This window comes from Sutcliffiella horikoshii (assembly GCF_044809035.1).
In the GTDB taxonomy this organism is placed as follows: Bacteria; Bacillota; Bacilli; order Bacillales; family Bacillaceae_I; genus Sutcliffiella_A; species Sutcliffiella_A horikoshii_G.
On sequence record NZ_CP085237.1, the window covers coordinates 1,649,690 to 1,671,439 of the forward strand.

The following is a 21,750-nucleotide window of genomic DNA, read 5'->3' on the forward strand; positions in this document are numbered from 1 at the left end:
TTCGATTATGAAGGGAGAGGCTGATAGATGAAGCATTCTTGGTGGAAAGAAAGTGTTGTGTATCAAATTTATCCCCGCAGTTTTATGGATTCTAACGGAGATGGTATTGGGGATATTCAAGGGATTATAAATAAGCTTGATTACCTAAAAGAACTTGGTATCGATACCATATGGCTTTCTCCAGTGTATGAATCCCCAAATGATGATAATGGTTATGACATCAGTCACTACATGAAAATAATGGATGAGTTCGGAACAATGGAAGATTGGGAAGAGCTTTTACAACAGGTACATATGAGAGACATGAAATTAATCATGGATCTTGTGGTCAATCACACGTCAGATGAGCATGAATGGTTTGTGCAGGCGAAATCATCTAAGGACAACCCTTACCGTGAATATTATATTTGGAAAGATCCTAAAGATGACGGTAGCGAACCGAATAACTGGGCGTCCAATTTCGGAGGTTCTGCTTGGGAATACAATGAGGAAACAAAAGATTATTATTTGCATTTATTTTCTAAAAAGCAACCAGACCTCAACTGGGAAAATGAAAATCTCCGAGAAGAAATTTATAGCATGATGAAATGGTGGTTGGATAAGGGGGTTGATGGATTCAGAATGGATGTCATCAACTTTATTTCAAAAGTAACGAATCTTCCTGACGGAAAGATAAAACCGGGTAACGAATATGCTTCCGGAAGCAAGTATTACCGCAACGGACCAATGATTCATGATTACTTGAAAGAAATGAATGATAAAGTATTATCCCACTATGATGTCATGACTGTGGGGGAGATGCCAGGAGTTAATCCAGAGCAAGCTAAAGATTATACGGGTGAAGATAGAAATGAACTGAACATGGTTTTCCAATTTGAACATATGGGACTAGACAATGGCCCTAATGGGAAATGGGATTTACAGGAACTAGATTTGATGGATTTGAAACAGAGTTTGTCAAGGTGGCAGTACGCATTAGCAGAAAACGGATGGAACAGTCTTTATTTTAATAACCATGACCAGCCACGGTCCGTGTCAAGGTTTGGAAACGATGGGAAATACCGAGTAGAATCTGCAAAAATGCTGGCCACTCTTCTCCACATGATGAAAGGTACTCCTTTTGTTTACCAAGGTGAAGAAATCGGCATGACAAATGTTCTATTTGATTCCATCGATTCCTATAAGGATATTGAAACGCAGCAAGCTTATTCAGATCTGAAACAAAAGGGTTTTAGTGAGGAAAAAGTGATGGGAAGCCTCTTCCAGAAAAGCAGGGACAACGCCAGAACTCCGATGCAATGGAATGATGATTTGCACGCTGGCTTTTCCACCATGGAACCTTGGCTGGAAGTAAATCCTAATTATAAATCTATCAACGTTGAAACAGAAAGAAACAATGAGAACTCTATTTTTAACTATTACAAACGGATGATCCAATTACGCAAGCAAAATGAACTGATTGTTTACGGGGATTATCAATTAATACTTGAGGATGATCCAGAAATATTCTCGTATGTTAGAAAGTATCAAGACAAAAAGCTGCTTGTGATTTGCAATTTTTATGACAAGGAGCCTACTTTCAAATTGCCAAGAGAAATTAACTTCATGACCAAACAATTATTCTTGAGCAATTATATGGTGCCAGAACAAAGTAATATAGCTGAATTTACGATGCAGCCATACGAGGCAAGAGTCTATTTATTGAACTAACAGTAACTTTCCAATACACAGAGCAGAGGTGCATGAATATGAGTAAAATGGAACAAGAACCATGGTGGAAGAGGTCTGTTGTTTATCAGATCTATCCTAAAAGTTTCAATGATACAACAGGTAATGGTGTAGGTGATATTCAGGGAATTATCGAAAAGCTTGATTATTTAAAAGAGCTTGGAGTGGATGTTATTTGGTTGACGCCAATATACAAATCACCCCAAAAAGATAATGGATACGATATAAGCGACTATTTTTCCATTCACGAAGAATACGGAACGATGGAAGATTTCGATCAGCTTTTATCCAAAGCGCATGATAGAGGAATCAAGGTTATCATGGATATTGTAGTAAACCATACTTCTACTGAACATGAATGGTTCCAAAAATCTAAAGAACAGAAAGAAAATAACCCATACCGAGATTTTTATATTTGGAAAGACAGCAAGCAAGATGGCAGCGAACCGACAAACTGGGAATCAAAGTTTGGCGGGAACGCCTGGAAATATGATGACAAAACCGGCCAATGGTATTTGCATCTATTTGATGTGACACAAGCAGACTTGAATTGGGAAAATGAGGAAGTTCGCAAACAAGTTTATGATATGATGACGTTTTGGTTTGAAAAGGGAGTGGATGGTTTTAGGTTAGATGTGATAAACCTCATCTCCAAAGACCAGAGTTTCCCAGATGATGACGGATCCGTGCCACCAGGTGATGGCCGTAAATTTTACACAGACGGCCCTCGTGTTCACGAATATATGAATGAAATGTACGAGAAAGTATTTTCTAAGTACGACAGCATGACGGTAGGAGAAATGTCTTCCACGACTATTGATCATTGTATTAAATACACACGACCTGATCGCAATGAGCTTAGCATGACATTCAATTTTCATCATTTGAAAGTGGATTATCCTAATGGAGAAAAATGGTCTGTAGCTGATTTTGATTTTCAGCAACTAAAGGATATCTTGTCCACTTGGCAGATCGAGATGGAAAAGGGTGGCGGCTGGAATGCATTGTTCTGGTGTAACCATGACCAACCTCGTGTCGTTTCCCGCTATGGAGATGATAAGAAATATCATAACAAGTCAGCAAAAATGCTTGCTACAAGCATGCACATGATGCGTGGTACTCCTTATATTTATCAAGGGGAAGAGTTTGGGATGACCAACCCGGGATTTGTAAAAATAAGCGACTACCGGGATGTGGAATCTTTAAACATCTTTGATTTGAAGAAGGAAGCGGGAATGAGTGAGGAAGTAATACTGGAGATCCTACGCCATAAATCCCGAGACAATTCAAGAACTCCGGTTCAGTGGAATAGGGAAGAAAATGCCGGGTTTACAGACGGTACCCCATGGATAGGGGTGGCAAATAACTATCAAGAAATCAATGCAGATACGGCATTGAAAGATGAAAATTCTATCTTTTATCACTATAAAAAATTAATAGAACTTCGAAAGCAATATGATGTTGTTACACATGGAGATTTCGAATTGATCGCAGGAGGTCATCCGCAAATTTTTGCCTACATGCGTAATGGTGAGAATGAAAAACTACTAGTGATAAGCAATTATTATGGCAAGGAAAGTTCCTTTGTGCTACCAGAAGATATGGATGTAGATGGGTACAAGTCAGAAGTGCTGTTAAGCAATTATGAGGATTCTAGCAACCAATTTAATGAAGTGACACTTCGTCCTTATGAATCCATCGTTTATCACCTGAAAAAGTAATGCTACAATAGTTGTAGGTGGTAGAAAATGAAAAATAATAAATATCAGGCAATCTATCAACAGTTGGTCATGAAAATTGAAAAACAGAACTTCATCCCAGGAGAAAAACTTCCGTCCGAGCATGAATTGATGGATCTTTTCACTACATCAAGGGAAACGGTCAGGAAAGCTTTGAATCAGCTCGCTCAAAATGGCTATATTCAAAAAGTACGGGGAAAGGGCTCGATTGTCCTAGCACGTGACAAATTTGATTTTCCCATATCTGGCTTGGTCAGCTTTAAGGAATTAGCGAAAAAAATGGGGCGACCATGGGAAACGGTCGTACACGAACTTGAAACAGTTGTTGCATCTTCTGATTTAGGATCTAAATTAGGAGAAAGAGAGCTGTGGAAGGTGGTTCGGTCTCGCAAAGTAGATGAAGAAAGTATCATCTTGGACAAGGATTATTTCATCAAAAGTCAAGTTCCTTATCTTGACGCTGATATTTGCAAGGACTCCATCTACGATTACTTAGAGTCAAAGATGGGATTACAAATAGCTTTTGCGGATAAAGAGGTAACAGTAGAGGAAGCAACAGATGAGGACAGGCAACTGTTGGACTTAAACAGATTAACGCATGTCGTAGTGGTGAAAAGCATTGTCCATCTGGATGATGCCAGTCCGTTTCAATATACGGAATCCCGTCACCGCTTGGATAAGTTCCGATTTGTTGACTTTGCGAGAAGGATGAAGTGAATGACGAAAGGCACTCTCGATAGTGGGGGTGTCTTTTTTAAAAGGGAAAAGATGGTTAAAATCCTGTTGATTTCCGTTCCAGGCGCTTCGCTTGCCTGCGGGCGGTCCGTGAGTCTCCTCAGGCTTCGCATTCCGGGGTCTCACCTGTCCCTTCCTCCCGCGGGCGTCTACGCGCCTTCCACTCCAATCAACAAGGTAACTCCATTCTACTAAGGTTAATGAAAAACCTGTAAAATAATAAAATAGATTCTAGCTGTGGATTGGAGCAAATGGTGTAGACTCCAGCGGGGGAGTAACAACGGTAGGTTGAGACCCCTGAAGCGTTGTGAGGAGGCTCAAGCACCGTCCCGCGGAAAGCGAAGCCATTTGCGGAAAGGAACAGCGGCGATGCACCAAAAACTAAAATTTAAAACTTAGAAGATTTAAGGCTAGGCAGTTTCTTGCCCGGTCTTTTTGTTCTTATTAATATTTAAATTTTCAAAAATATCATTTATATTAATTCCTTCTTCTTATATAATGAAGTTATTAAATATTCGATTATCGAAATAAATGGAGGGGAAGTAATTGGCACAGGTTTTAAATAAAGCATTAAAAAGAGAAGAAGTCCCGGTAGAGCAAACGTGGAACCTCGAAGATTTGTTTGTTTCCATTGTAGAGTGGGAGCAGGAGTTAGAAGCAGTCCAACAAGATCTCTTGACTGTCACGCGATATAAAGGGAAAGTTGGGACAGATGCCAACACATTACTTACGTGTTTAAAAGATAAGGATGCGTTAACAGAGCGAGTGGTGAGGGTGATGACATACGCCTCATTAAAGCAATCAGAAGATGGAACGAATCCTGAAAACCAAGCAAATTCTACTCGTGTTGGAGGGATGCTTTCCAACTTCAGCGCAAGTACATCATTTGTACAATCGGAAATCCTTAAATTAGATGAAGAAACCTTGAATGCATACTTAGTAGAAGAACCGGATTTGGAAGAATACAAGAAAACCTTGATGGATGTTATGGAAATGAAGCCCCATAAACTTTCCCCTGAGGCAGAAGAAGTTCTATCTGCATTTGGAGAAGTACATAATGCACCGTATACCATCTATCAAAGAAGCTTAATTTCCGATATGCGATTTCCGTCGTTCTTTACAGATGATGGGCAGGAGCATCCGTTGTCTTTCAATTCTTTTCCTAATTATGAAGGGTCAGCTAATACAGAATTACGTAGAAAAGCCTACCGAACTTTTATAGAGACATTAAACCAATACAAGCACACGTATGCCGCAACCTATGCGACAGAAATTAAGAAGCAAGTGGTGGAAGCCCGTCTGCGGAACTATGATTCCGTAACGGACATGCTTCTTCACGACCAACAGGTGACCAAAGAGATGTATCATAATCAATTGGATACCATCCAAAATGAGCTGGCACCACATATGAGACGATATGCAAAATTGAAAAAGAGGATGCTAGGCTTAGAAACCATGCATTTCTGTGATTTAAAAGCTCCTCTTGATCCTGATTTTAACCCCGAGATTACGTATGAGGAAGCATCTAAATTAATTTTAGAGTCATTAGAAGTGATGGGACCTGAATACATGGAAATAATGGAAGATGGCCTAAACAATCGTTGGGTTGACCTTTCTGATAATGTAGGAAAGGGTTCAGGAGCTTTTTGTTCCAGTCCTTATGGTGTTCATCCTTATATCCTCATGACATGGAGTGACTCTATGAGGAATGCTTTTACACTTGCCCATGAATTGGGGCATGCAGGGCACTTCCGCCTGGCGGGCAGATATCAGAAGCTTTCTAATACACGTCCATCAAGGTATTTTGTAGAAGCACCTTCCACCATGAATGAAATGCTCTTAAGCCAGCATATTCTCTCACAGCCAAATGATGAAAGGATGCGCAGATGGGTGATCTTACAATCATTAGGAACGTATTATCATAACTTTGTGACACATATTTTAGAAGGGGAGCTTCAGCGTAGGGTCTATGATTTAGCAGACAAAGGAACTCCTATAACTGCCAATGTCCTTTGTGAACAAAAAACCGCAGTGCTTTCTGATTTTTGGGGAGATGCAGTGGAAATAGATGAAGGAGCGGGACTGACATGGATGCGCCAGCCCCATTATTATATGGGACTTTATCCATATACCTACTCCGCTGGACTTACTGCTTCTACAGCGGCAGCCAAACAGATTCAAGAAGAAGGACAGCCAGCTGTCGATCGTTGGCTTTCTGCATTAAAAGCAGGGGGAACATTAAAGCCGTTAGAACTGATGCAGTTGGGTGGAGTTGATATGACCACACCAGAGCCGATAAAAACAGCTGTCGCTTATGTAGAATCTTTAATTGATGAACTAGAAAAAAGTTTTTCCTAACCTCTCTAACACCTTATCTAACAAGGATAAGGTGTTTCTTTTTAGCGTTTTGCGAAAGAAAAGGGCTACTCTATCAACATTCCCGTTTTAATCCCGATAAAAAAAGAAGAGATTGAAATAGTCAACAACGGAAGGGCGTATCAACAATGGAAAAGACAAGTGGAATACTACTAGATTCGGGCACAAACGAAGTGGAATTTCTAGAATTCCTTATTGGTAATACCAGCTTTGGCATAAATGTCTTAAAAGTAAGGGAAATCATCAAACCTGTAGCAGTGACCAAAATTCCTCATTCTCATAAAAATGTTGAAGGAATCATGGAACTGAGAGGAGAAGTCCTGCCAATTATAAGCTTAAGAAAGGCTTTAAATATAGAAGAGAAAAATAAGTTTTTGGAAGAAAAATTCATCGTGACAGAATTTAATGGAATGAAGGTCATTTTACGGGTCGATCATGTAACGCAGATTCACCGCTTGTCATGGGCTGAAATGGAAAAACCGGCTTCCTTACAGCATGGATTTGAAGACCACATCACAGGAATCATCAAACAACCATCACAAATGATTCTTCTTTTGGATGTGGAGAAAATCATGTTTGATATATATCCGAACCTTGATAAACAAGCATCAGGCTTAAAGGATAATCATAATCCAGCCCGGTGTGAGAAACGAATCATGATTGCTGAGGATTCGCCGATGCTGAGAAAGCTATTAGAAGAAACGTTGGTGGGAGCCGGTTTTGAACATATTCAATTCTTTGAAAATGGCAAAAGCGCCTGGAGTTTCATGGAGAATGAAGTGAAAACCGGAGAGCAACTCGTAGACTTATTAATTACTGATATTGAGATGCCACAAATGGATGGCCATCATCTTACAAAGAAAATAAAGGAAGATAGTAAACTATCCAAGATACCTGTCATCATCTTTTCTTCTCTGATCACCGATCACTTAAGACACAAGGGGGATCAGGTGGGGGCGAATGCTCAAATCAGCAAACCTCAATTAACCAAGTTAGTTGAATTGCTGGATGAACAACTTTTCATAAAATAACATTCGTTTTTAAAAAAAGAGAAAGCCCAACCTCCGAGTTGGGCTTTCGTCATTTCTGTTTATAGATAGCTTTCCCCAAGCTTTTTAAATACCGGCTTTTGATATTGTCGTTTTGACGGATTTTTTTGCCCGTCTGTTGGATGGAAATTTGTATAGTGTTGAAGCAGGTTCTTCGCTACTGATAAGGACATATTTGCTTTTGGGTTGCGATAATGATCATTTAACTCTCCAAGATGCGGCAATTCTGAGAAGTCATCTTTGGTAGGAGGGAGATGGAAGTAATATTCCCCTGCCAATACGAGAACGTCGGATTGTTGACGGCTGTTTTTGGGGTTCCTTGAAAAATGCAAACCTTTTTTTATAGCTTTGCCTTCGGTGATAAGTTTCTCTAGGGCTTTTCTTTTTAACGTGTAGAGAAACTTTGGATCCGGCGCGGTTTTTGCATGCCTATTTACAGTAAAGATGGCACGAGAGAGGTTTTGAATAGAAGATTCAATAGGGGAATCGTTTTTTGTTTGGTTTGTATAACTTTTATTATGCATAATAGTCTCCTTTCCTTTCCCTTATTATACTGTGCCTTCACCTAAAATGGAAGTGTGGCTCCAACTTCACCCTTTATTGGGCTGAAGTTAGAGCAGATTCCGTTTCGTCTTTCATTAGTGTGATGAAAATATCAACAAACTCGGGATCCCATTGAGTGCCTCTGCCGCTTTCAAGAATAGCCAAAGCTTTACCTTGTTTCATCCCCATACGATATGGACGATCTGACGTCATGGCATCATAAGCGTCCGCGACAGCGATTATTCTGCCGAAAAGAGGAATCTCATGAGCAACTAATCTATCTGGGTAACCTTGTCCATCAAATCGTTCATGATGGTTTCTTACACCTGGAATTAATGGAGACATAGCCTCTTTAGGCTGGACTTGATTTAATATGGTAGCCCCAAGCACTGGGTGTCGCTTTATTTCTTCGTATTCAAAATCTGAAAGCTTTCCATCCTTTAGTAAAACCTCATCCTTCACTCCGATTTTGCCGATGTCATGAAGAAGGGCTGCGTTTTTTAGGAACTCGACTTGCTTTGGGGGCATGCCGGCTGCTTGACCAATTAGTACGGAATAGTTGCTTACTCTTAATGAATGTCCTGCGGTGTAGGGGTCACGGGCGTCAAGTGTGGTAGAAAGAGTTTGATAGAAACTTTCCATCAACTGCCTATTGGTTTCATTTCTCTCCTCAAGCCCCTTCACCATGGAGTTGAAGCCTTGAATGACCTTTGAAAATTCATCTGAATACAACTCTTTTGCAGGGGTTAGATTGTTATTTTCTACATTTTGCATCCCCTTTAACAGTTGATTGATGGGTTGGAGAATGTCTTTAAATAACAAAAAAGCCCCAAAAGAAGAAAATGCCGCTGCAATGAGTAAAATCATTACTCCCCAATTCCAGAAGTCCACTTCAAGGGAAAGTGTTTCAAAGCGGACCTCTGTTGCCAAACTGAATAAAAGTACTGGGAAAATACCGATGAATAATGCTCCTACAAGAAACTTCGTACGCAAAGACACGATAATATCATCATGTATAGATAAGGAAACCTGATAGATATCCTGAGTGGTTTCCTGTAAACAGTCCAAAATAGGTCTTATTGCTTTTACCGTAAGAAAATACTCTATAAAGGCATGCATTCCAGCAATTAACACAGCACCTAAAGAAGCAAGGAATACATATCGAATGGGCATGTTTAAGAGCTCAAGCTGGATGCAGATTATCGCAAGGGTGATGGCGGGAACAGAGAGCCCAAGCAGATGGGGACCTATTATTCTTTTAACAGTTAAAATGGGAAAGCGTTGGATATGTAAAAAAGCTCTCTGGTAGTCGGCGTATGTGTTGGCTGTATTAGTAAGTGTAATCTTGATCGGTTGAAGCTGTTTATAGAATGAATAGAATTCGCACAACACCATGATGAAAGCAGAAGTTAATAAAATGCCAATCATGACATTTATCTCAACAAGGGATAGGTTTAAGGTGGAAAAAATGAGGATACCGCCTACCCCGAGCACTGCAATGGAAGAACCAAAGATATAATTTATGACAAGTTGTTTAACAAAACGAGTATATGTTTGCTGAAGCAAGAAATCCCTTCCTTTATCACTAAATATTTCTAGCTCCATTATAATCAATCTTTTCGTCATGTTCTAGTAAATTTGTTAGATAAAGAAAGTAATTGTTATTAGGGCCTTATTTGGACTCGTGTCCCATTAGGTACGATAGAAGCGAGTTGAAGGACATCTTGGTTAAGCATGCGGACACATCCCCGGGAAACTGCATTTCCGATGGAACTTGGATCGTTCGTTCCATGAATTCCATACGATAATTTGGAGAGTGACAGCCACATCGCGCCAAATGGTCCTCCAGGGTTAGGTTGTCGGTTTACGATAATATAATTACCAACAGGAGTTTCAAATAGCATTCTGCCTACTGCAATGGGATATGTCTTTATCATGACTCCATTCTCCTTTAGGACCAAACGCCTGTTTGCGATAGAAATTTCGATGGAATAAGGAATAGAATCTGCATCAGGGATACCGGGGATTATGATTTGCTGACCGGGATAAATGATATTAGGATTTGATATAGAATTTACAGCCAAGATCTCTGCCAATGGCCGCCGATAATCCAACGAAATAGAACTAAGCGTTTCCCCCCGCTTCACTACATGTACAGCCACCTTTTCACCAACTTTCATAAAGATTTTAAAGAAGCCGTTGCAAGATGTGCAACGGCGTTTCATTATTGTTTATCCATTATCTATTATAAGGATATCGAGGATATGGTGGATATGCTGGGTATGGCGGGTATGATGGGTAAGGTCCACAACATGGGTATGGTGGTGGATAATAAGGTCTAGGTGTTAATAAAGTACCTAAAGCCAATCCCCCTAAAAACGGAAAAAAAGGAAATCCGAACCCCAATCCGCCGATAAATCTGCTATTTGGGTAATTTCGATACATAGACATATGCCTCCTTTATAGGGTCTCTATAGGGTATGGCAATGTTAAAGGGTATGCGCTTGTACGGGTTAGCCCATTTATTCCCGTTCTAAAGTGAAAAAGGTTATTTCTGGTGGTGCCAAAAAGCGATAAGGCTCTCTTGTGGTGCCTAGGCCTTTATTTACATATAGTGTTAAGTCATCTAATTGATAAAAACCTTCATAAAACTTTGATCCAAGCGGTGGCGTAATTAGTGGCCCAAAAAAGGGAATCTGCACTTGCCCACCATGAGAATGTCCGGACAGTTGTAGATTTACATGAAACTGCTCCGCTATTGAGTCTGCTGCATCTCCTTCGTGTGCCAATAATATGGTATAGGCTTCTTCGGGGATATCACGCAGCGTTTCATTGAAATCAGGTCTTCCCAACATCAAATCATCCACGCCAGCAATGTATATTTTACTTTGATCAATCAATTCAATAGTAGTATTTTCATTTTTCAATACAGTAAAATCGGAGTTCTCCATAATTTCCTCGTAAGTTTCCGTTCCATATCCTCCATGGTCATGGTTTCCATAAATCGCAAATTTTCCGAGTGGTGCATTGATTTTCTTTAGAATATTTATAAGATTGTAGGACCCATCGTACTCTAATGGATTGTCCATCAAATCTCCTGTGAAAAAAACAATATCCGGTTTCTCTTCGTTAATTAAACGTACCACTTTTTCCAATTCTGCTTGACCAAAATGGTGCCCAACATGTGTATCAGAAAATTGAGCGATCTTTATACCGGAAAAACTTTTTGGAATACTAGGGTGCGTAACGGTGTGTTTCAATTTATTCATTTGTTTCGGTTCTATATATCTAGCATAAAAATAGCCAGCTCCACTTGTTAATAAAGCAGTGAAAACAATAGTAAAGATTCGTTTGAAAAAACCTCTTCTTGTTAATTTACTCATAGTTATACCAACCTAACCTATCTTAATATCCATCATTATAGCATCATTTCCTGTTGAATTTCTCTTTCTATCATTCTAGTTTCCTTTGGAAATTTTTGAATAAATTTTTATAAAACATTTTAATTATTTTGAATATTAGGTTAGAATAGTATAGAGACATAGGATTGGGGGAGATTTTATGGGAGAACAGAAGGTTGCCATCATTACTGGTGGCTCTAGCGGTATGGGGAAATACATGGCTTTGAAATTTGCACAAGAAGGTTACAATGTGGTGATTACCGGTCGTGACCTGGATCGTCTTACTAACGCGAAAGAGGAGATTGAAGGGCATGATGGCCAGGTATTGACCGTGCAAATGGATGTAAGAGAGCCTGAGCATGTTGAGAGAATGGTTAAATTAACGGACGAAGCCTTTGGAAGAATCGATGTGCTGGTCAACAATGCTGCTGGAAACTTTATTTGTCCAGCTGAAAAACTATCTGTTAACGGATGGAAGTCTGTCATTGACATCGTCTTGAATGGTACGTTTTATTGTAGCTCTGCCGTGGGGAAATATTGGATGGAGCGGAATCACAAGGGGAGCATGATTAACATGGTAGCCACTTATGCCTGGAATGCAGGAGCTGGCGTCGTGCATTCCGCTGCAGCCAAAGCTGGTGTTCTGTCCCTTACAAGAACGCTTGCAGTTGAGTGGGGAACAAAATACGGAATCCGAGTGAACGCAATAGCACCAGGTCCTATTGAAAGAACTGGCGGTGCAGACAAATTGATGCAATCAGAGGAAGAAGCTAGAAAAGTTGCGGAAAGTGTCCCATTGAAGCGTTTTGGAACACCTGAAGAAATTGCCGAACTAGCATATTTCTTAAGCTCTGAAAAAGCCGCTTACATAAATGGAGAGTGCGTAACCATGGATGGCGGCCAATGGCTACAACCATTCCCGTTTTAATTTAAGGTGACTCATAGCTGTTGATTGAAGCAAAAGGCGAAGACTCTAGCGGGGGAGAAGCGACAATGTTGAGACCCCGCAAGCGTTGTGAGGAGGCTCAAGGTCGCCCCGCGGAAAGCGAAGCAGTTTGCGGAAATTAACAGCGGTTGTAAGAGGGATAAACAAAAAGCTCGAGTAAAGCAAATTTTTATGTTGCTTTACCCGAGCTTTTTTTCATACTTGTATACCGGTTTTGCTCATACTAAACAAAAGCAACAAGGAGGAAACCCAATGAGCATCTACTACAAGTATGACTGGGACGAAGAAAATAAGGAATTGACCGTATATATTAACCCGACCGAAGCATTCTACGAGTTTTCTGTTGAATACGCTGGCAACCATGATAAATTGTCAAAAAGAAAAAATCTTCTGGACGCAGCAAGAAAATTAGCCTCAGAAGTATTGTCTAAAGGGACGGAGGTCAACACCTACCGAGTGAAATTTCAACAATTTCTCATTGCTGTTTTGGATGAGAAAAACGGCGCTACGAGAGAACTGATAGAAGGTCCAGCTTGCGGAAATTACAAAGTGAAGCAAAATGATTCGTTAAAAGACATAGCGCAAATGTTTTCGGTAGATGAAGATAGCATAAGAAAGGTAAACCAGCTAGATGGTGATACCTTATTTATTGGGATGAACCTTAAAGTGCCATGTTATCTCCACACAGTCGTGACTTCAGACAGTTTATTGAAAATAGCCCAGAGATATGATATTTCACGCGAGTCTATCCGGCAGTTGAACCATCTTGACACGGATTGCTTGAAGATTGGACAGGAGTTAAAAATCCCTAAAAGAACGCAATAAAATATCTTTTCCTTTATATATCCTCGTCATAATTTCCCCCATATCATGATATAATCGTTCCAAACAAGACAAAGGGGAGAACAAGATGGATCCACTTGATATTATGACGAATATCGAAAAGGTCACCCCTTATTTTCAAGCAATTTTCAGTGCAGAAGCCCAAGAAATAATTGGATATGAAGTGCTAGGAAGATTTCAATTGGAAAACGGTGATGTGAAAAGTTTAGGGCCATTTTTCCGGGACAACACAGTGCCTGGGGAATACCAGCTTGAAGTGGATAAGGTGATAATAAATAAAGCATTAACCTATTATACAGAAGAGGATTGTTCGCTTAAGTTATTTATCAATCAACATGCAGACCTTCTTTTGGAAGACCAAGGGGAATCCTTGCTTGAACTTTTTCTTTCTTATGTTCCGAGAGGATTAAAACTTGAAAATATCGTCATTGAAATAGATGAACATTCTTCAAAAGAAGGCGAAGAGTTCCTTCAGCACCTTTTTAATTACTATAGGACCTATGGAATCCAACTATCTGTGGCAAATATAGGGGATGCCGGTACAAATATGGATCGAATTGGACGGTTGAATCCTAATATACTGAAAGTTAATTTAGAAATTCTTCGTCAATCATATGAAGTTGCAGCTCATCAAGATATCTTGCATTCTTTGTCCATACTATCTAGAAAAATAGGAGCCGCGTTGATGTATGAGAACATGGAAGCGTCTTTTCAATTACAGTATGCTTGGAGAAATGGTGGAAGGTACTATCAGGGTTACTACCTGCATAAGCCCGGACCGACTTTTATCGACATTCACCATGCAAAGGAAATTCTGGTAGAAAAGTTCCAACAATTTATTCGTTATGAAAAAAGGAAATTACATGCCATACACCAATTTACCGGAATGCTTCAAACTAGACTTCAGGCATTCATTTCGAAAGGGCATAACCTAGAAGAATATGATAAATGGTTGCACTCTATCGCTGACGAACTTACAAACATTAGCTTTCGTATGTATGTTTGTGATGAAAATGGCTTCCAACTCTCCTCAAATATCTTGAAAGATAATGGCAAGTGGATAGCAAACAGGACTTATAAAGGGAAAAACTGGAGTTGGAGGCCTTATTTTCTTGAACATGTCATGAAAATGAGCATGGAGAAAAAAGGAATATTATCGGACTTGTACAGTGATATTGAATCAGGTGAAAGTGTTCGGACCTATTCTTGTCTTATTACACAAAACCGCTTCCTATATGTGGATATTTCTTATGAGTATTTATATGAAAATCAGGATCTTTTATAAGCGGTGAATAGAATTTACCCGTTTGTTTACCTTAAGAGTATAGTTTCCTCGGTGAGGTGATAGAAATGGGTTCTTTTGATTTTATTTTGGCAGTATTAGCATTAATCATTGTTGCTGGCGCAATGGTATATACGTATAAAATCGGGCGTCAAGCAGATACACAGGCATCAAGCCAGGATTCTTCCGTCAGTGAAAAGGTCCAGGATCATTATGTGATGAAAAACCCTGTATTTGTAGCCTTATTAATTGCAACGATATTAATTTTACTGTATATCGCATATGCAGCACTTACTTCAAGTTGGTAATAAAAACGACCCTTACATAAATTGTAAGGGTTTTTTGTGTGTTTGGAGATAATTCAAGAGGGTAGGTGTAAAGAGAGTGAATAATTTGTCAGTTTTCAACGTAATTTTACGAACGGTTACGAACCCTTGTCCGCTCTGTTCTTGATACAATTAGAACACATCATCTGAGGAGGAGAATGGAATGCTTAAAAAAGTGACAGGAATTATTGCCATTATTACATTTATTTTTTTAGGTTTAGGTAATGCAAATGCGGAACAATCGTCTGAATACCAAGAAGTTTACTCCTTTTTAAAGGAAGCGTTCCAAGCCCAGCTTTCCTTAGGGGAGAAGCACCATTCTTTAGATGAAATCGATCAGATATTGAATCCCTATTTTACAAAAGATTATCAGCAATCCTTTCTTAAAGAGCATCTATTTAAGGAAGAAGCAGGCTATATCACTTACGGTACAGACTTTCCGGCATTCTACATCCCCTTTTTTCAATATGATCATGAAACAAAGGTAATAAAAGACCAAAGTGGTGACATTATTGTATACGAACACTTTACTTCTGAAGAGGATATGCCAAGCCTGTATGATGATCATTATGAATACGTAAAGATACAAGATACATCTGCCGGCTGGAAGGTGATTGAGTATGGTTTTGAATATGAAATTCCTGAATTTGTAATAAATGATGAGTCTTTTCAAGTGGCCTCTTTGGTAGAAACAACTTCCCTTACAAGTGCCAAAAGTAAAATTATCTATCCATCCGGTATGTTCGCTTATCCTTTTATTTCATATTCTCCATTAGCCATTTCAATAATGGCTTCTCATATTATTAATGATTTAGATCGCAATACCTTTCTTGTAACAAGATGATAAAGGAAAAAAGAGCGTAAATATACGCTCTTTTTTAGTGGAAGGAGAATAAAAAGCTTTCTTCTACCATCTTATTAATGGTATGATGTATGCTCTTGCGAATGAAGCGTTGAACTTTATTCCTCTATGCCTAACAAATTTTGCAGCTTTGGCAGGTCAAATCCTTTTACAACCTGCTCATCGACTGTTACAGTAGGAGTGGAATAAGACTGTAATTCGTGTACTAAATAATCTCGTGCTTCTAGATCTTCAAAGATGTCTATCACCTTATAAGAGATATTATGGTGTGTTAAAAATTGTTTAACCACCTGACACGGGGGACAATCTGGTTGAGTATAGACGGTTATTTTCATGGATACAGCTCCTCGTAAGAAAAAATTCACAACTTCGCATGTTTTATTCGTCATTTTAGACTACAATAAAAGGGAAGTTATCTTCGAACACTATTATAATTATATTCCTACCTTTTATTTTACCGGATATTGAAAGGTTTTGTACAAAAATACGAATGGCCTTACATAACAAGGTGAATGATATAGGTAGGAAGGAATAGAAGGAGAGTTGTTACATGTCACTATTAGTAGGGATTGTAAAAAGATTAAACGACTTAAAGGAAACATCAGAAGCAGGAAATGAACCGGCACAACGCTATTTTGAAGTAAATGGAGAGAAAGTGTGCAGCGTGAAATTCTTCGACAAGACCAATACATATGAATTGGAAGTATTTCTAAAAGGGGAAAACCCTAAAACATATCAATTCGATAATATTGATATGATTGCCATTGAAATTTTTGACCTGATCCACTAAGAAAGCCAGGGAAACCTGAATTTCGAAATGGAGGGATGTATGATGGGAAAAAACATTGATGATTATATAGATAGAGGGTTAAAGGGAACACCGGAAACAAAGCCAAGTGAGAGAAGGGAGTATCTTTCTCAGCTGCGTGAACGCATTATTCTGGCTTTAACAAACGGCCAAGTAATCCAACAAAAACCCTATAAGCCTATTGCTGATTTAATGAAGAGATACCCATCTTCTAAATTGTACCTGGATGGAGAGTTGGATTACATGCATCTTTCCAAATACATTCGGATTGCTAATGAAAACAATATCTCATTTACCATTGTCGACGATAAAGCATCTTCAACCAATATTGGACTAGTGCTTTCTAATCCAACAGCAATTGACAAAGAAGATATTTTTGTTTCTAAGGAAGAATTTCAACGTCATTTAAAGTAGGAGTGGTTTACATGATGCCAACGGTTCATTGTCCTAAGTGTAAACGCGAAGAAGAGATGGATAAAGTACTTACTGCCCATTCCAATCAAAATGTCATGTATCGATGCCCGCATTGTGCGTATTCAAAATCTCAAATCCAAACAAGTAAAGGGTAAACCAAGAAGAGAGCCTTATGATTATGGCTCTCTTTCTTATTTGTAAAGTTAAATAGCATTTCCTGTTCCAAGGTCACCGTCGTTAACATAAGAAACTCCGGCAATATCACTGCAATTGATTAAGAAGTTCCGGGTTGCGGTAGCTCCAGTGCCTAAAGTTACTTCATAGGACAATACTGCACAACATTTTTCAGGGTTGAAGCTAGCCAATCGAAATAAGGTTGGACTTGAGGATCCGGTTAAATTTAATGGCTCCGAAACACCTTTCAATACTATAATAAATTGGGTCAATCCATTTGAATTATTGAAAGGGATGGAGCTAAAAATATCTAGAAAAAAATAACAGATGCAGCCTTCGCAATTGCTTTTCAAGGACTTACTACAACATGAACCTTTTCCAGTTGTTCTAGCTCTCCCGTTATATTCTGCATATAAGCTCACTACTCTCTCCTCCTTTGCAAATGTTTATCCTGATTGCCAGGTAGTTATAAGATATTATTCATTTCCTTTTATGTCATGATTTTTTAGAGAAAATAAAAAAATGTGCTAATACCCATCCTTTTTTTCCTTGATAACTGATTCATTTCCCTATACACATTTATTGCTAGTTTAATAAGTTAATTAGTAGATATGTAGAAGGGAGGTGAAATTATGCCTATAGGTAGTGATCAGATTAGAAAAAGACTCATTCAGTTGGCTAATCAAACTGCTATTTCCATTTGGATAGCCGGAGTTGCCACCAACCAAGGTGCAACCTTCTCCAATGTAGTCATCCGTGAAATAGGAAGTGACTATATAAGAGTTACCACAGCTACAACAAACACCATTGTTCCCATCCTTCCGATATCAAGCATTGATGATGTTGCTGGTGATGGTACAACCCCAAGCCTGACTACTAGAACTTTAAGGTCAAGGTTAATTGAATTTTTCAGGGAAACAACCGTAGATATATTTGTCACTGGTACGGTGACACCGGCTGTAACAAATGCTCGGGTGACTGAGGTAGGTTCGGATTATATAATCGTCAATGTTGCTGGAGTCAATACCTATTTGCCACTGACGCTATTAGCAGGTTTCAGAGCAAATACCCCTATAACGAATACTCCTACTGTCATTAGTAGGGATTTCAGGGATGTCCTTGTGGAATTATCTGCATTGAATTCCAATGTAATAATGAATCTTGGGGGAAGGGTAGTTGGGACTCTTGCTGCACCTGTCAATATTATAGAAGTTCAATCAAACTTCATTCGATTGAATAATAGTGCACAGACTGTTGGAACAATCTTCTGGATTGGAAGTGTCACAAGACTTTCATAAAAAGAAAGGGATGGAAACCAAGTCACTAGTGGCTTGGTAATACATAATTAATGATTAAATCAAAATCTAGCGTGTATAAACTTTATAAAATGCCGTCAATAATGATGAATATACCCAATATTTATTAGAAAATAATAATTTTTTTAGAGGAAGGAACATATAAGTATATAGGAAGTACGGAAAAGGAAGTGGATAAATGGATAACCCCAGCAAGTTTATTAATATTACCCACGGCTACCTTACTTTTGAACAAGCTTATGAAAAAATCCTTTTGTTTATCCAAAAAGACGTGAGGGCTCCATACTTACTTTCTATTGGAACGGATTCACATGTTCATCAACAGGAAACTAAGTTCATGACGGCGGTGCATTTGCATCGTGTTGGTAAGGGTGCTTGGGGCTGCGTTAGACCCTACATCGTAAATAGAGCCATAAGAAGTCTGCATGAAAAAATATCACTTGAAACTGCGTTAAGCCAGGAAATTGCGATGTTGTTTACGCTTGAGAAGTTGGAAAAAATTCAAAACCTGTTGCTTCCGCACTTAGAACATGGAGCGGATTTCCATTTTGAAATTCATCTCGATATTGGACAAAAAGGTGCTACAAAGGATTTCATACAGGAAATGACAGGCAGGATTACCGCCATGGGCTTGGATGCCAAAATAAAGCCGGATGCATATACCGCTTTTTGTTATGCGAACCGCTATACAAAGTAAAACCAATCATGGAAAGGAGTGAAAATGGTGCAATGGTGATTTTAACTCAAGAGGAAAAAGATCTGCTGGTAACTTTGTTGATATCAACTGATGTAGCCAAGGAATTGGTCATCAGTGAAATAAATGATATAGAGGTAGGGGAAAAGAAACTTGAAACTAGAACCTATCAAAAACTTATTGAATTGTATGATAAAATCTCATAGTGATGATCTTATGCTGCTGCCTTAACAAGGCAGTTTTTTATTTGCATATGTCGAACAAAGGCGTTTTTTTATATCGATTAATATTCGAGTCCAAGTCATATTTGTGCTACAATGATATTGGTCAATTACACAAAGTGGCATATTGTATTAGAGAGTAAATAAAGAGAGGAAGAACATTTATGATCAGCCTCCAAAGTAGTAAAGTATTAGGAGCAACTATCAAAGATTTAATTATCCCAGCCGAACGGGTGGCACATGTACAAGTAAAAAACAATCTGGAACACGCCTTACTGGTTCTTACGAAAACAGGATATACAGCTGTTCCTGTTCTAGATCCTAAATATAGGTTACATGGACTTGTCAGTACTACCCACATTATGGATTCCATTCTTGGATTAGAACGAATCGAATTTGAAAAACTTGAGCATATGATTGTGGAAGATGTGATGAACAAAGAACTTCCTTGTCTGAATGTAACGGATACAGTGGAAAAAGGGTTGGAACTGCTAGTCGACCATCCTTTTGTATGTGTTCGCGATGACGAGGATGTTTTTGAAGGAATATTAACAAGACGCACTATCTTAGATAGACTGAATACACATTTTCAATCCAATAATAATGAAAAAGACCCGGAAGCTTAGGGTCTTTTTTTATTGCAGGGAACATGTAGTTGAAGGTTGCATTAATGGTGTGAAAGGGTACAATTTACATAGAGGCACGAAATACATATCCTTGTAAAGAATTCTGTAGAGCTATACAGTAGAGAGAGAAGGGAAGTAAATGGGAACTGCAACAGTAGAGAGGCAAGAAGGCAAACTGGCCTCTCCAAACAAAACAAAAAAGCCGTTTGTTTTGGCAGCTATCATGCTTGCGATGTTCATGGCAGCCATTGAAGCGACCATTGTATCCACGGCCATGCCGGCAATCGCCGCAGATCTTGGTGGATTTTCTTTATATAGCTGGGTATTTTCTTCCTATTTATTAATGAATGCGGTAACGGTCTTGATATATGGCAAATTGTCTGACCTGTTTGGTCGAAAACCCATACTCACTTTTGGAATTATCGTCTTTTTAATTGGATCATTATTATGCGGAATGGCTACTTCCATCGAGATGTTAATTGTATTCCGATTTATTCAAGGATTCGGCGCAGGAGCCGTTATGCCGATTGCATCGACTATTGTGGGAGATATGTACACAAAAGAGGAACGAGCAAAAATTCAAGGATATTTATCGAGTGTATGGGGAATCTCTGCAATCCTAGGACCTGCTATTGGCGGACTGCTTGTTCAATATGTTAGCTGGAGATTTGTATTTTGGGTAAATATCCCCTTAGGTATCTTAGCAATTGTCGGTCTATATCTATTTCTCCATGAAGGAGTGGAAAAGAAAAAGCACTCTATTGATTATGCAGGAGCGGGATTATTATTTCTTTCTGTCAGTTCGTTCATGCTAGTCATGGTGGAAGGCGGTGTAAGGTGGGAGTGGCTGTCAGCTCCTGTATTTTCTCTTATCGCATTGTCCGTTATAACCTTTATTTTCTTTATTCTTCAGGAAAAGAGGGCAAAGGACCCAATGATGCCGTTTGATATATGGCAGGAGCGCTCCATCCTCATTGCCAATACGACATCGTTAACGACTGGTGTCATGTTAATTGGTATTTCTAGCTTTTTACCAGCATTTGTACAAGGGGTCATGGAAAGGTCGCCAATTGTGGCAGGATTCACATTGACTACTATGTCAATAGGATGGCCGATTGCAGCGATGATTGCTGGGAGGCTTCTATTAAAAATAGGTTTCAGGACCACTTCTATCATCGGTGGGGTTGCCTTGATACTCGGAAGCATCATTTTCATGACATTGAGCCCGGATGATGGACCGGTCTGGGCAGCATTTGGTTCGTTCATGATTGGTGTAGGGATGGGTTTTTCCACTACATCATTCATTGTTTCGATTCAAAGCACGGTTCCTTGGCAAAAACGAGGAGTCGCGACTGCATCCAATATGTTTATGCGAACACTAGGAAGTACGATTGGGGCAGCCCTGCTAGGCGGAATATTGAATTCTCGAATTCAGGAGCATTTACGACAAAATGGAGCGTTAGACCAGTTCTCATTAGATTCCACTACGCTTCTTCTTAATGAAGATCAACGCAATCAGCTTTCTGAATCCATGAGAGTATTGCTTCAGGATGGACTAACATCCGCTCTGCAGACGGTCTACCTCGTAGTTGCTGGATTTGCTGTCATCAGCTTTATACTGATCATGCTTTTGCCAAAGAAAAATTAAAGAATGCGCCAGGGCTAAG

At 39.2% G+C, this 21,750-nt stretch carries 24 protein-coding genes; 18 read left to right on the plus strand and 6 right to left on the minus strand.

Annotated features, from left to right (window positions below; all coding sequences use genetic code 11):
• Positions 1-27: 27 nt before the first annotated feature.
• From LG307_RS08620 to LG307_RS08640, 5 genes are all read left to right on the plus strand, one after another.
• On the plus strand, positions 28-1,710 hold the full coding sequence (locus tag LG307_RS08620) for an alpha-glucosidase (protein WP_404449801.1): 1,683 nt from the start codon (positions 28-30) through the stop codon (positions 1,708-1,710).
• A gap of 47 nt (positions 1,711-1,757) precedes the next feature.
• The gene (treC, locus tag LG307_RS08625) at positions 1,758-3,449 is read left to right on the plus strand and encodes an alpha,alpha-phosphotrehalase (protein WP_404450419.1); all 1,692 of its coding nucleotides are present in this window, start codon (positions 1,758-1,760) and stop codon (positions 3,447-3,449) included.
• Positions 3,450-3,476: 27 nt separating this feature from the next.
• A complete protein-coding gene (treR, locus tag LG307_RS08630; protein ID WP_404449803.1) occupies positions 3,477-4,184 on the plus strand; it encodes a trehalose operon repressor in 708 nt (235 codons plus the stop codon).
• A 564-nt stretch (positions 4,185-4,748) separates the two neighbouring features.
• Complete coding sequence (gene pepF, locus LG307_RS08635) at positions 4,749-6,560, plus strand: oligoendopeptidase F (RefSeq protein WP_404449805.1); 1,812 nt, start codon at positions 4,749-4,751, stop codon at positions 6,558-6,560.
• A gap of 146 nt (positions 6,561-6,706) precedes the next feature.
• Positions 6,707-7,609: a chemotaxis protein gene (locus tag LG307_RS08640; protein ID WP_404449807.1), complete on the plus strand. Its 903-nt coding sequence runs from the start codon at positions 6,707-6,709 to the stop codon at positions 7,607-7,609.
• Positions 7,610-7,668: 59 nt separating this feature from the next.
• Here the strand turns inward: LG307_RS08640 and LG307_RS08645 are convergent, their stop codons facing one another.
• The 4 genes from LG307_RS08645 to LG307_RS08660 all read right to left on the minus strand — a co-directional run bounded on the left by LG307_RS08645 (position 7,669) and on the right by LG307_RS08660 (position 11,553).
• Positions 7,669-8,151, minus strand: a complete 483-nt coding sequence (locus LG307_RS08645; protein ID WP_404449809.1) for a YkyB family protein — start codon at positions 8,149-8,151, stop codon at positions 7,669-7,671.
• 73 nt (positions 8,152-8,224) lie between these two features.
• Entirely contained in the window at positions 8,225-9,736 is a 1,512-nt protein-coding gene (locus LG307_RS08650; RefSeq protein WP_404449810.1) for an HD-GYP domain-containing protein, read from the minus strand.
• Between the two features lie 98 nt (positions 9,737-9,834).
• Positions 9,835-10,332, minus strand: coding sequence for a L,D-transpeptidase family protein (locus LG307_RS08655; RefSeq protein ID WP_404450420.1), 498 nt, complete (start codon positions 10,330-10,332; stop codon positions 9,835-9,837).
• A gap of 360 nt (positions 10,333-10,692) precedes the next feature.
• A complete protein-coding gene (locus tag LG307_RS08660; protein WP_404449812.1) occupies positions 10,693-11,553 on the minus strand; it encodes a metallophosphoesterase in 861 nt (286 codons plus the stop codon).
• 178 nt (positions 11,554-11,731) lie between these two features.
• Here LG307_RS08660 and fadH point away from each other — a divergent pair, with 178 nt between their 5' ends.
• The 5 genes from fadH to LG307_RS08685 all read left to right on the plus strand — a co-directional run bounded on the left by fadH (position 11,732) and on the right by LG307_RS08685 (position 15,812).
• Positions 11,732-12,499, plus strand: coding sequence for a 2,4-dienoyl-CoA reductase (gene fadH, locus LG307_RS08665; protein ID WP_404449814.1), 768 nt, complete (start codon positions 11,732-11,734; stop codon positions 12,497-12,499).
• Between the two features lie 270 nt (positions 12,500-12,769).
• Complete coding sequence (locus LG307_RS08670; RefSeq protein ID WP_404449815.1) at positions 12,770-13,342, plus strand: LysM peptidoglycan-binding domain-containing protein; 573 nt, start codon at positions 12,770-12,772, stop codon at positions 13,340-13,342.
• A gap of 85 nt (positions 13,343-13,427) precedes the next feature.
• Positions 13,428-14,645: an EAL-associated domain-containing protein gene (locus tag LG307_RS08675; protein WP_404449817.1), complete on the plus strand. Its 1,218-nt coding sequence runs from the start codon at positions 13,428-13,430 to the stop codon at positions 14,643-14,645.
• Positions 14,646-14,710: 65 nt separating this feature from the next.
• Positions 14,711-14,950, plus strand: a complete 240-nt coding sequence (locus LG307_RS08680) for a hypothetical protein (RefSeq protein ID WP_404449819.1) — start codon at positions 14,711-14,713, stop codon at positions 14,948-14,950.
• A 181-nt stretch (positions 14,951-15,131) separates the two neighbouring features.
• Entirely contained in the window at positions 15,132-15,812 is a 681-nt protein-coding gene (locus tag LG307_RS08685) for a DUF3993 domain-containing protein (RefSeq protein ID WP_404449820.1), read from the plus strand.
• Between the two features lie 116 nt (positions 15,813-15,928).
• Here LG307_RS08685 and LG307_RS08690 read toward each other — a convergent pair whose 3' ends face one another.
• Positions 15,929-16,165 (minus strand): glutaredoxin domain-containing protein, encoded by a 237-nt coding sequence (locus LG307_RS08690; protein WP_404449822.1) that lies wholly within the window; start codon positions 16,163-16,165, stop codon positions 15,929-15,931.
• A gap of 215 nt (positions 16,166-16,380) precedes the next feature.
• Between LG307_RS08690 and LG307_RS08695 the strand changes: the two genes are divergently transcribed.
• Genes LG307_RS08695 through LG307_RS08705 form a run of 3 tightly spaced genes read left to right on the plus strand, consistent with a single transcriptional unit; the run spans position 16,381 to position 17,207 of the window.
• The gene (locus LG307_RS08695; protein ID WP_404449824.1) at positions 16,381-16,620 is read left to right on the plus strand and encodes a YkuJ family protein; all 240 of its coding nucleotides are present in this window, start codon (positions 16,381-16,383) and stop codon (positions 16,618-16,620) included.
• A 39-nt stretch (positions 16,621-16,659) separates the two neighbouring features.
• The gene (locus LG307_RS08700) at positions 16,660-17,052 is read left to right on the plus strand and encodes a YueI family protein (RefSeq protein WP_404449826.1); all 393 of its coding nucleotides are present in this window, start codon (positions 16,660-16,662) and stop codon (positions 17,050-17,052) included.
• Between the two features lie 11 nt (positions 17,053-17,063).
• Positions 17,064-17,207, plus strand: coding sequence for a hypothetical protein (locus LG307_RS08705; protein WP_404449828.1), 144 nt, complete (start codon positions 17,064-17,066; stop codon positions 17,205-17,207).
• Between the two features lie 48 nt (positions 17,208-17,255).
• Here the strand turns inward: LG307_RS08705 and LG307_RS08710 are convergent, their stop codons facing one another.
• On the minus strand, positions 17,256-17,648 hold the full coding sequence (locus tag LG307_RS08710) for a hypothetical protein (protein WP_404449830.1): 393 nt from the start codon (positions 17,646-17,648) through the stop codon (positions 17,256-17,258).
• 210 nt (positions 17,649-17,858) lie between these two features.
• Here LG307_RS08710 and LG307_RS08715 point away from each other — a divergent pair, with 210 nt between their 5' ends.
• The 5 genes from LG307_RS08715 (at position 17,859) to LG307_RS08735 (ending at position 21,731) form a co-directional block, all read left to right on the plus strand.
• On the plus strand, positions 17,859-18,524 hold the full coding sequence (locus LG307_RS08715) for a hypothetical protein (RefSeq protein WP_404449832.1): 666 nt from the start codon (positions 17,859-17,861) through the stop codon (positions 18,522-18,524).
• Between the two features lie 196 nt (positions 18,525-18,720).
• Positions 18,721-19,239 carry a ribonuclease H-like YkuK family protein gene (locus LG307_RS08720; RefSeq protein ID WP_404449834.1) on the plus strand — a complete coding sequence of 173 codons (519 nt, stop codon included), beginning with the start codon at positions 18,721-18,723 and terminating at the stop codon, positions 19,237-19,239.
• A gap of 32 nt (positions 19,240-19,271) precedes the next feature.
• Positions 19,272-19,442: an antirepressor AbbA gene (gene abbA, locus LG307_RS08725; protein ID WP_404449836.1), complete on the plus strand. Its 171-nt coding sequence runs from the start codon at positions 19,272-19,274 to the stop codon at positions 19,440-19,442.
• A gap of 179 nt (positions 19,443-19,621) precedes the next feature.
• Positions 19,622-20,083 (plus strand): cyclic-di-AMP-binding protein CbpB, encoded by a 462-nt coding sequence (gene cbpB, locus LG307_RS08730; protein WP_404449838.1) that lies wholly within the window; start codon positions 19,622-19,624, stop codon positions 20,081-20,083.
• Between the two features lie 139 nt (positions 20,084-20,222).
• Complete coding sequence (locus LG307_RS08735; protein WP_404449840.1) at positions 20,223-21,731, plus strand: MDR family MFS transporter; 1,509 nt, start codon at positions 20,223-20,225, stop codon at positions 21,729-21,731.
• Positions 21,732-21,750 lie beyond the last annotated feature (19 nt).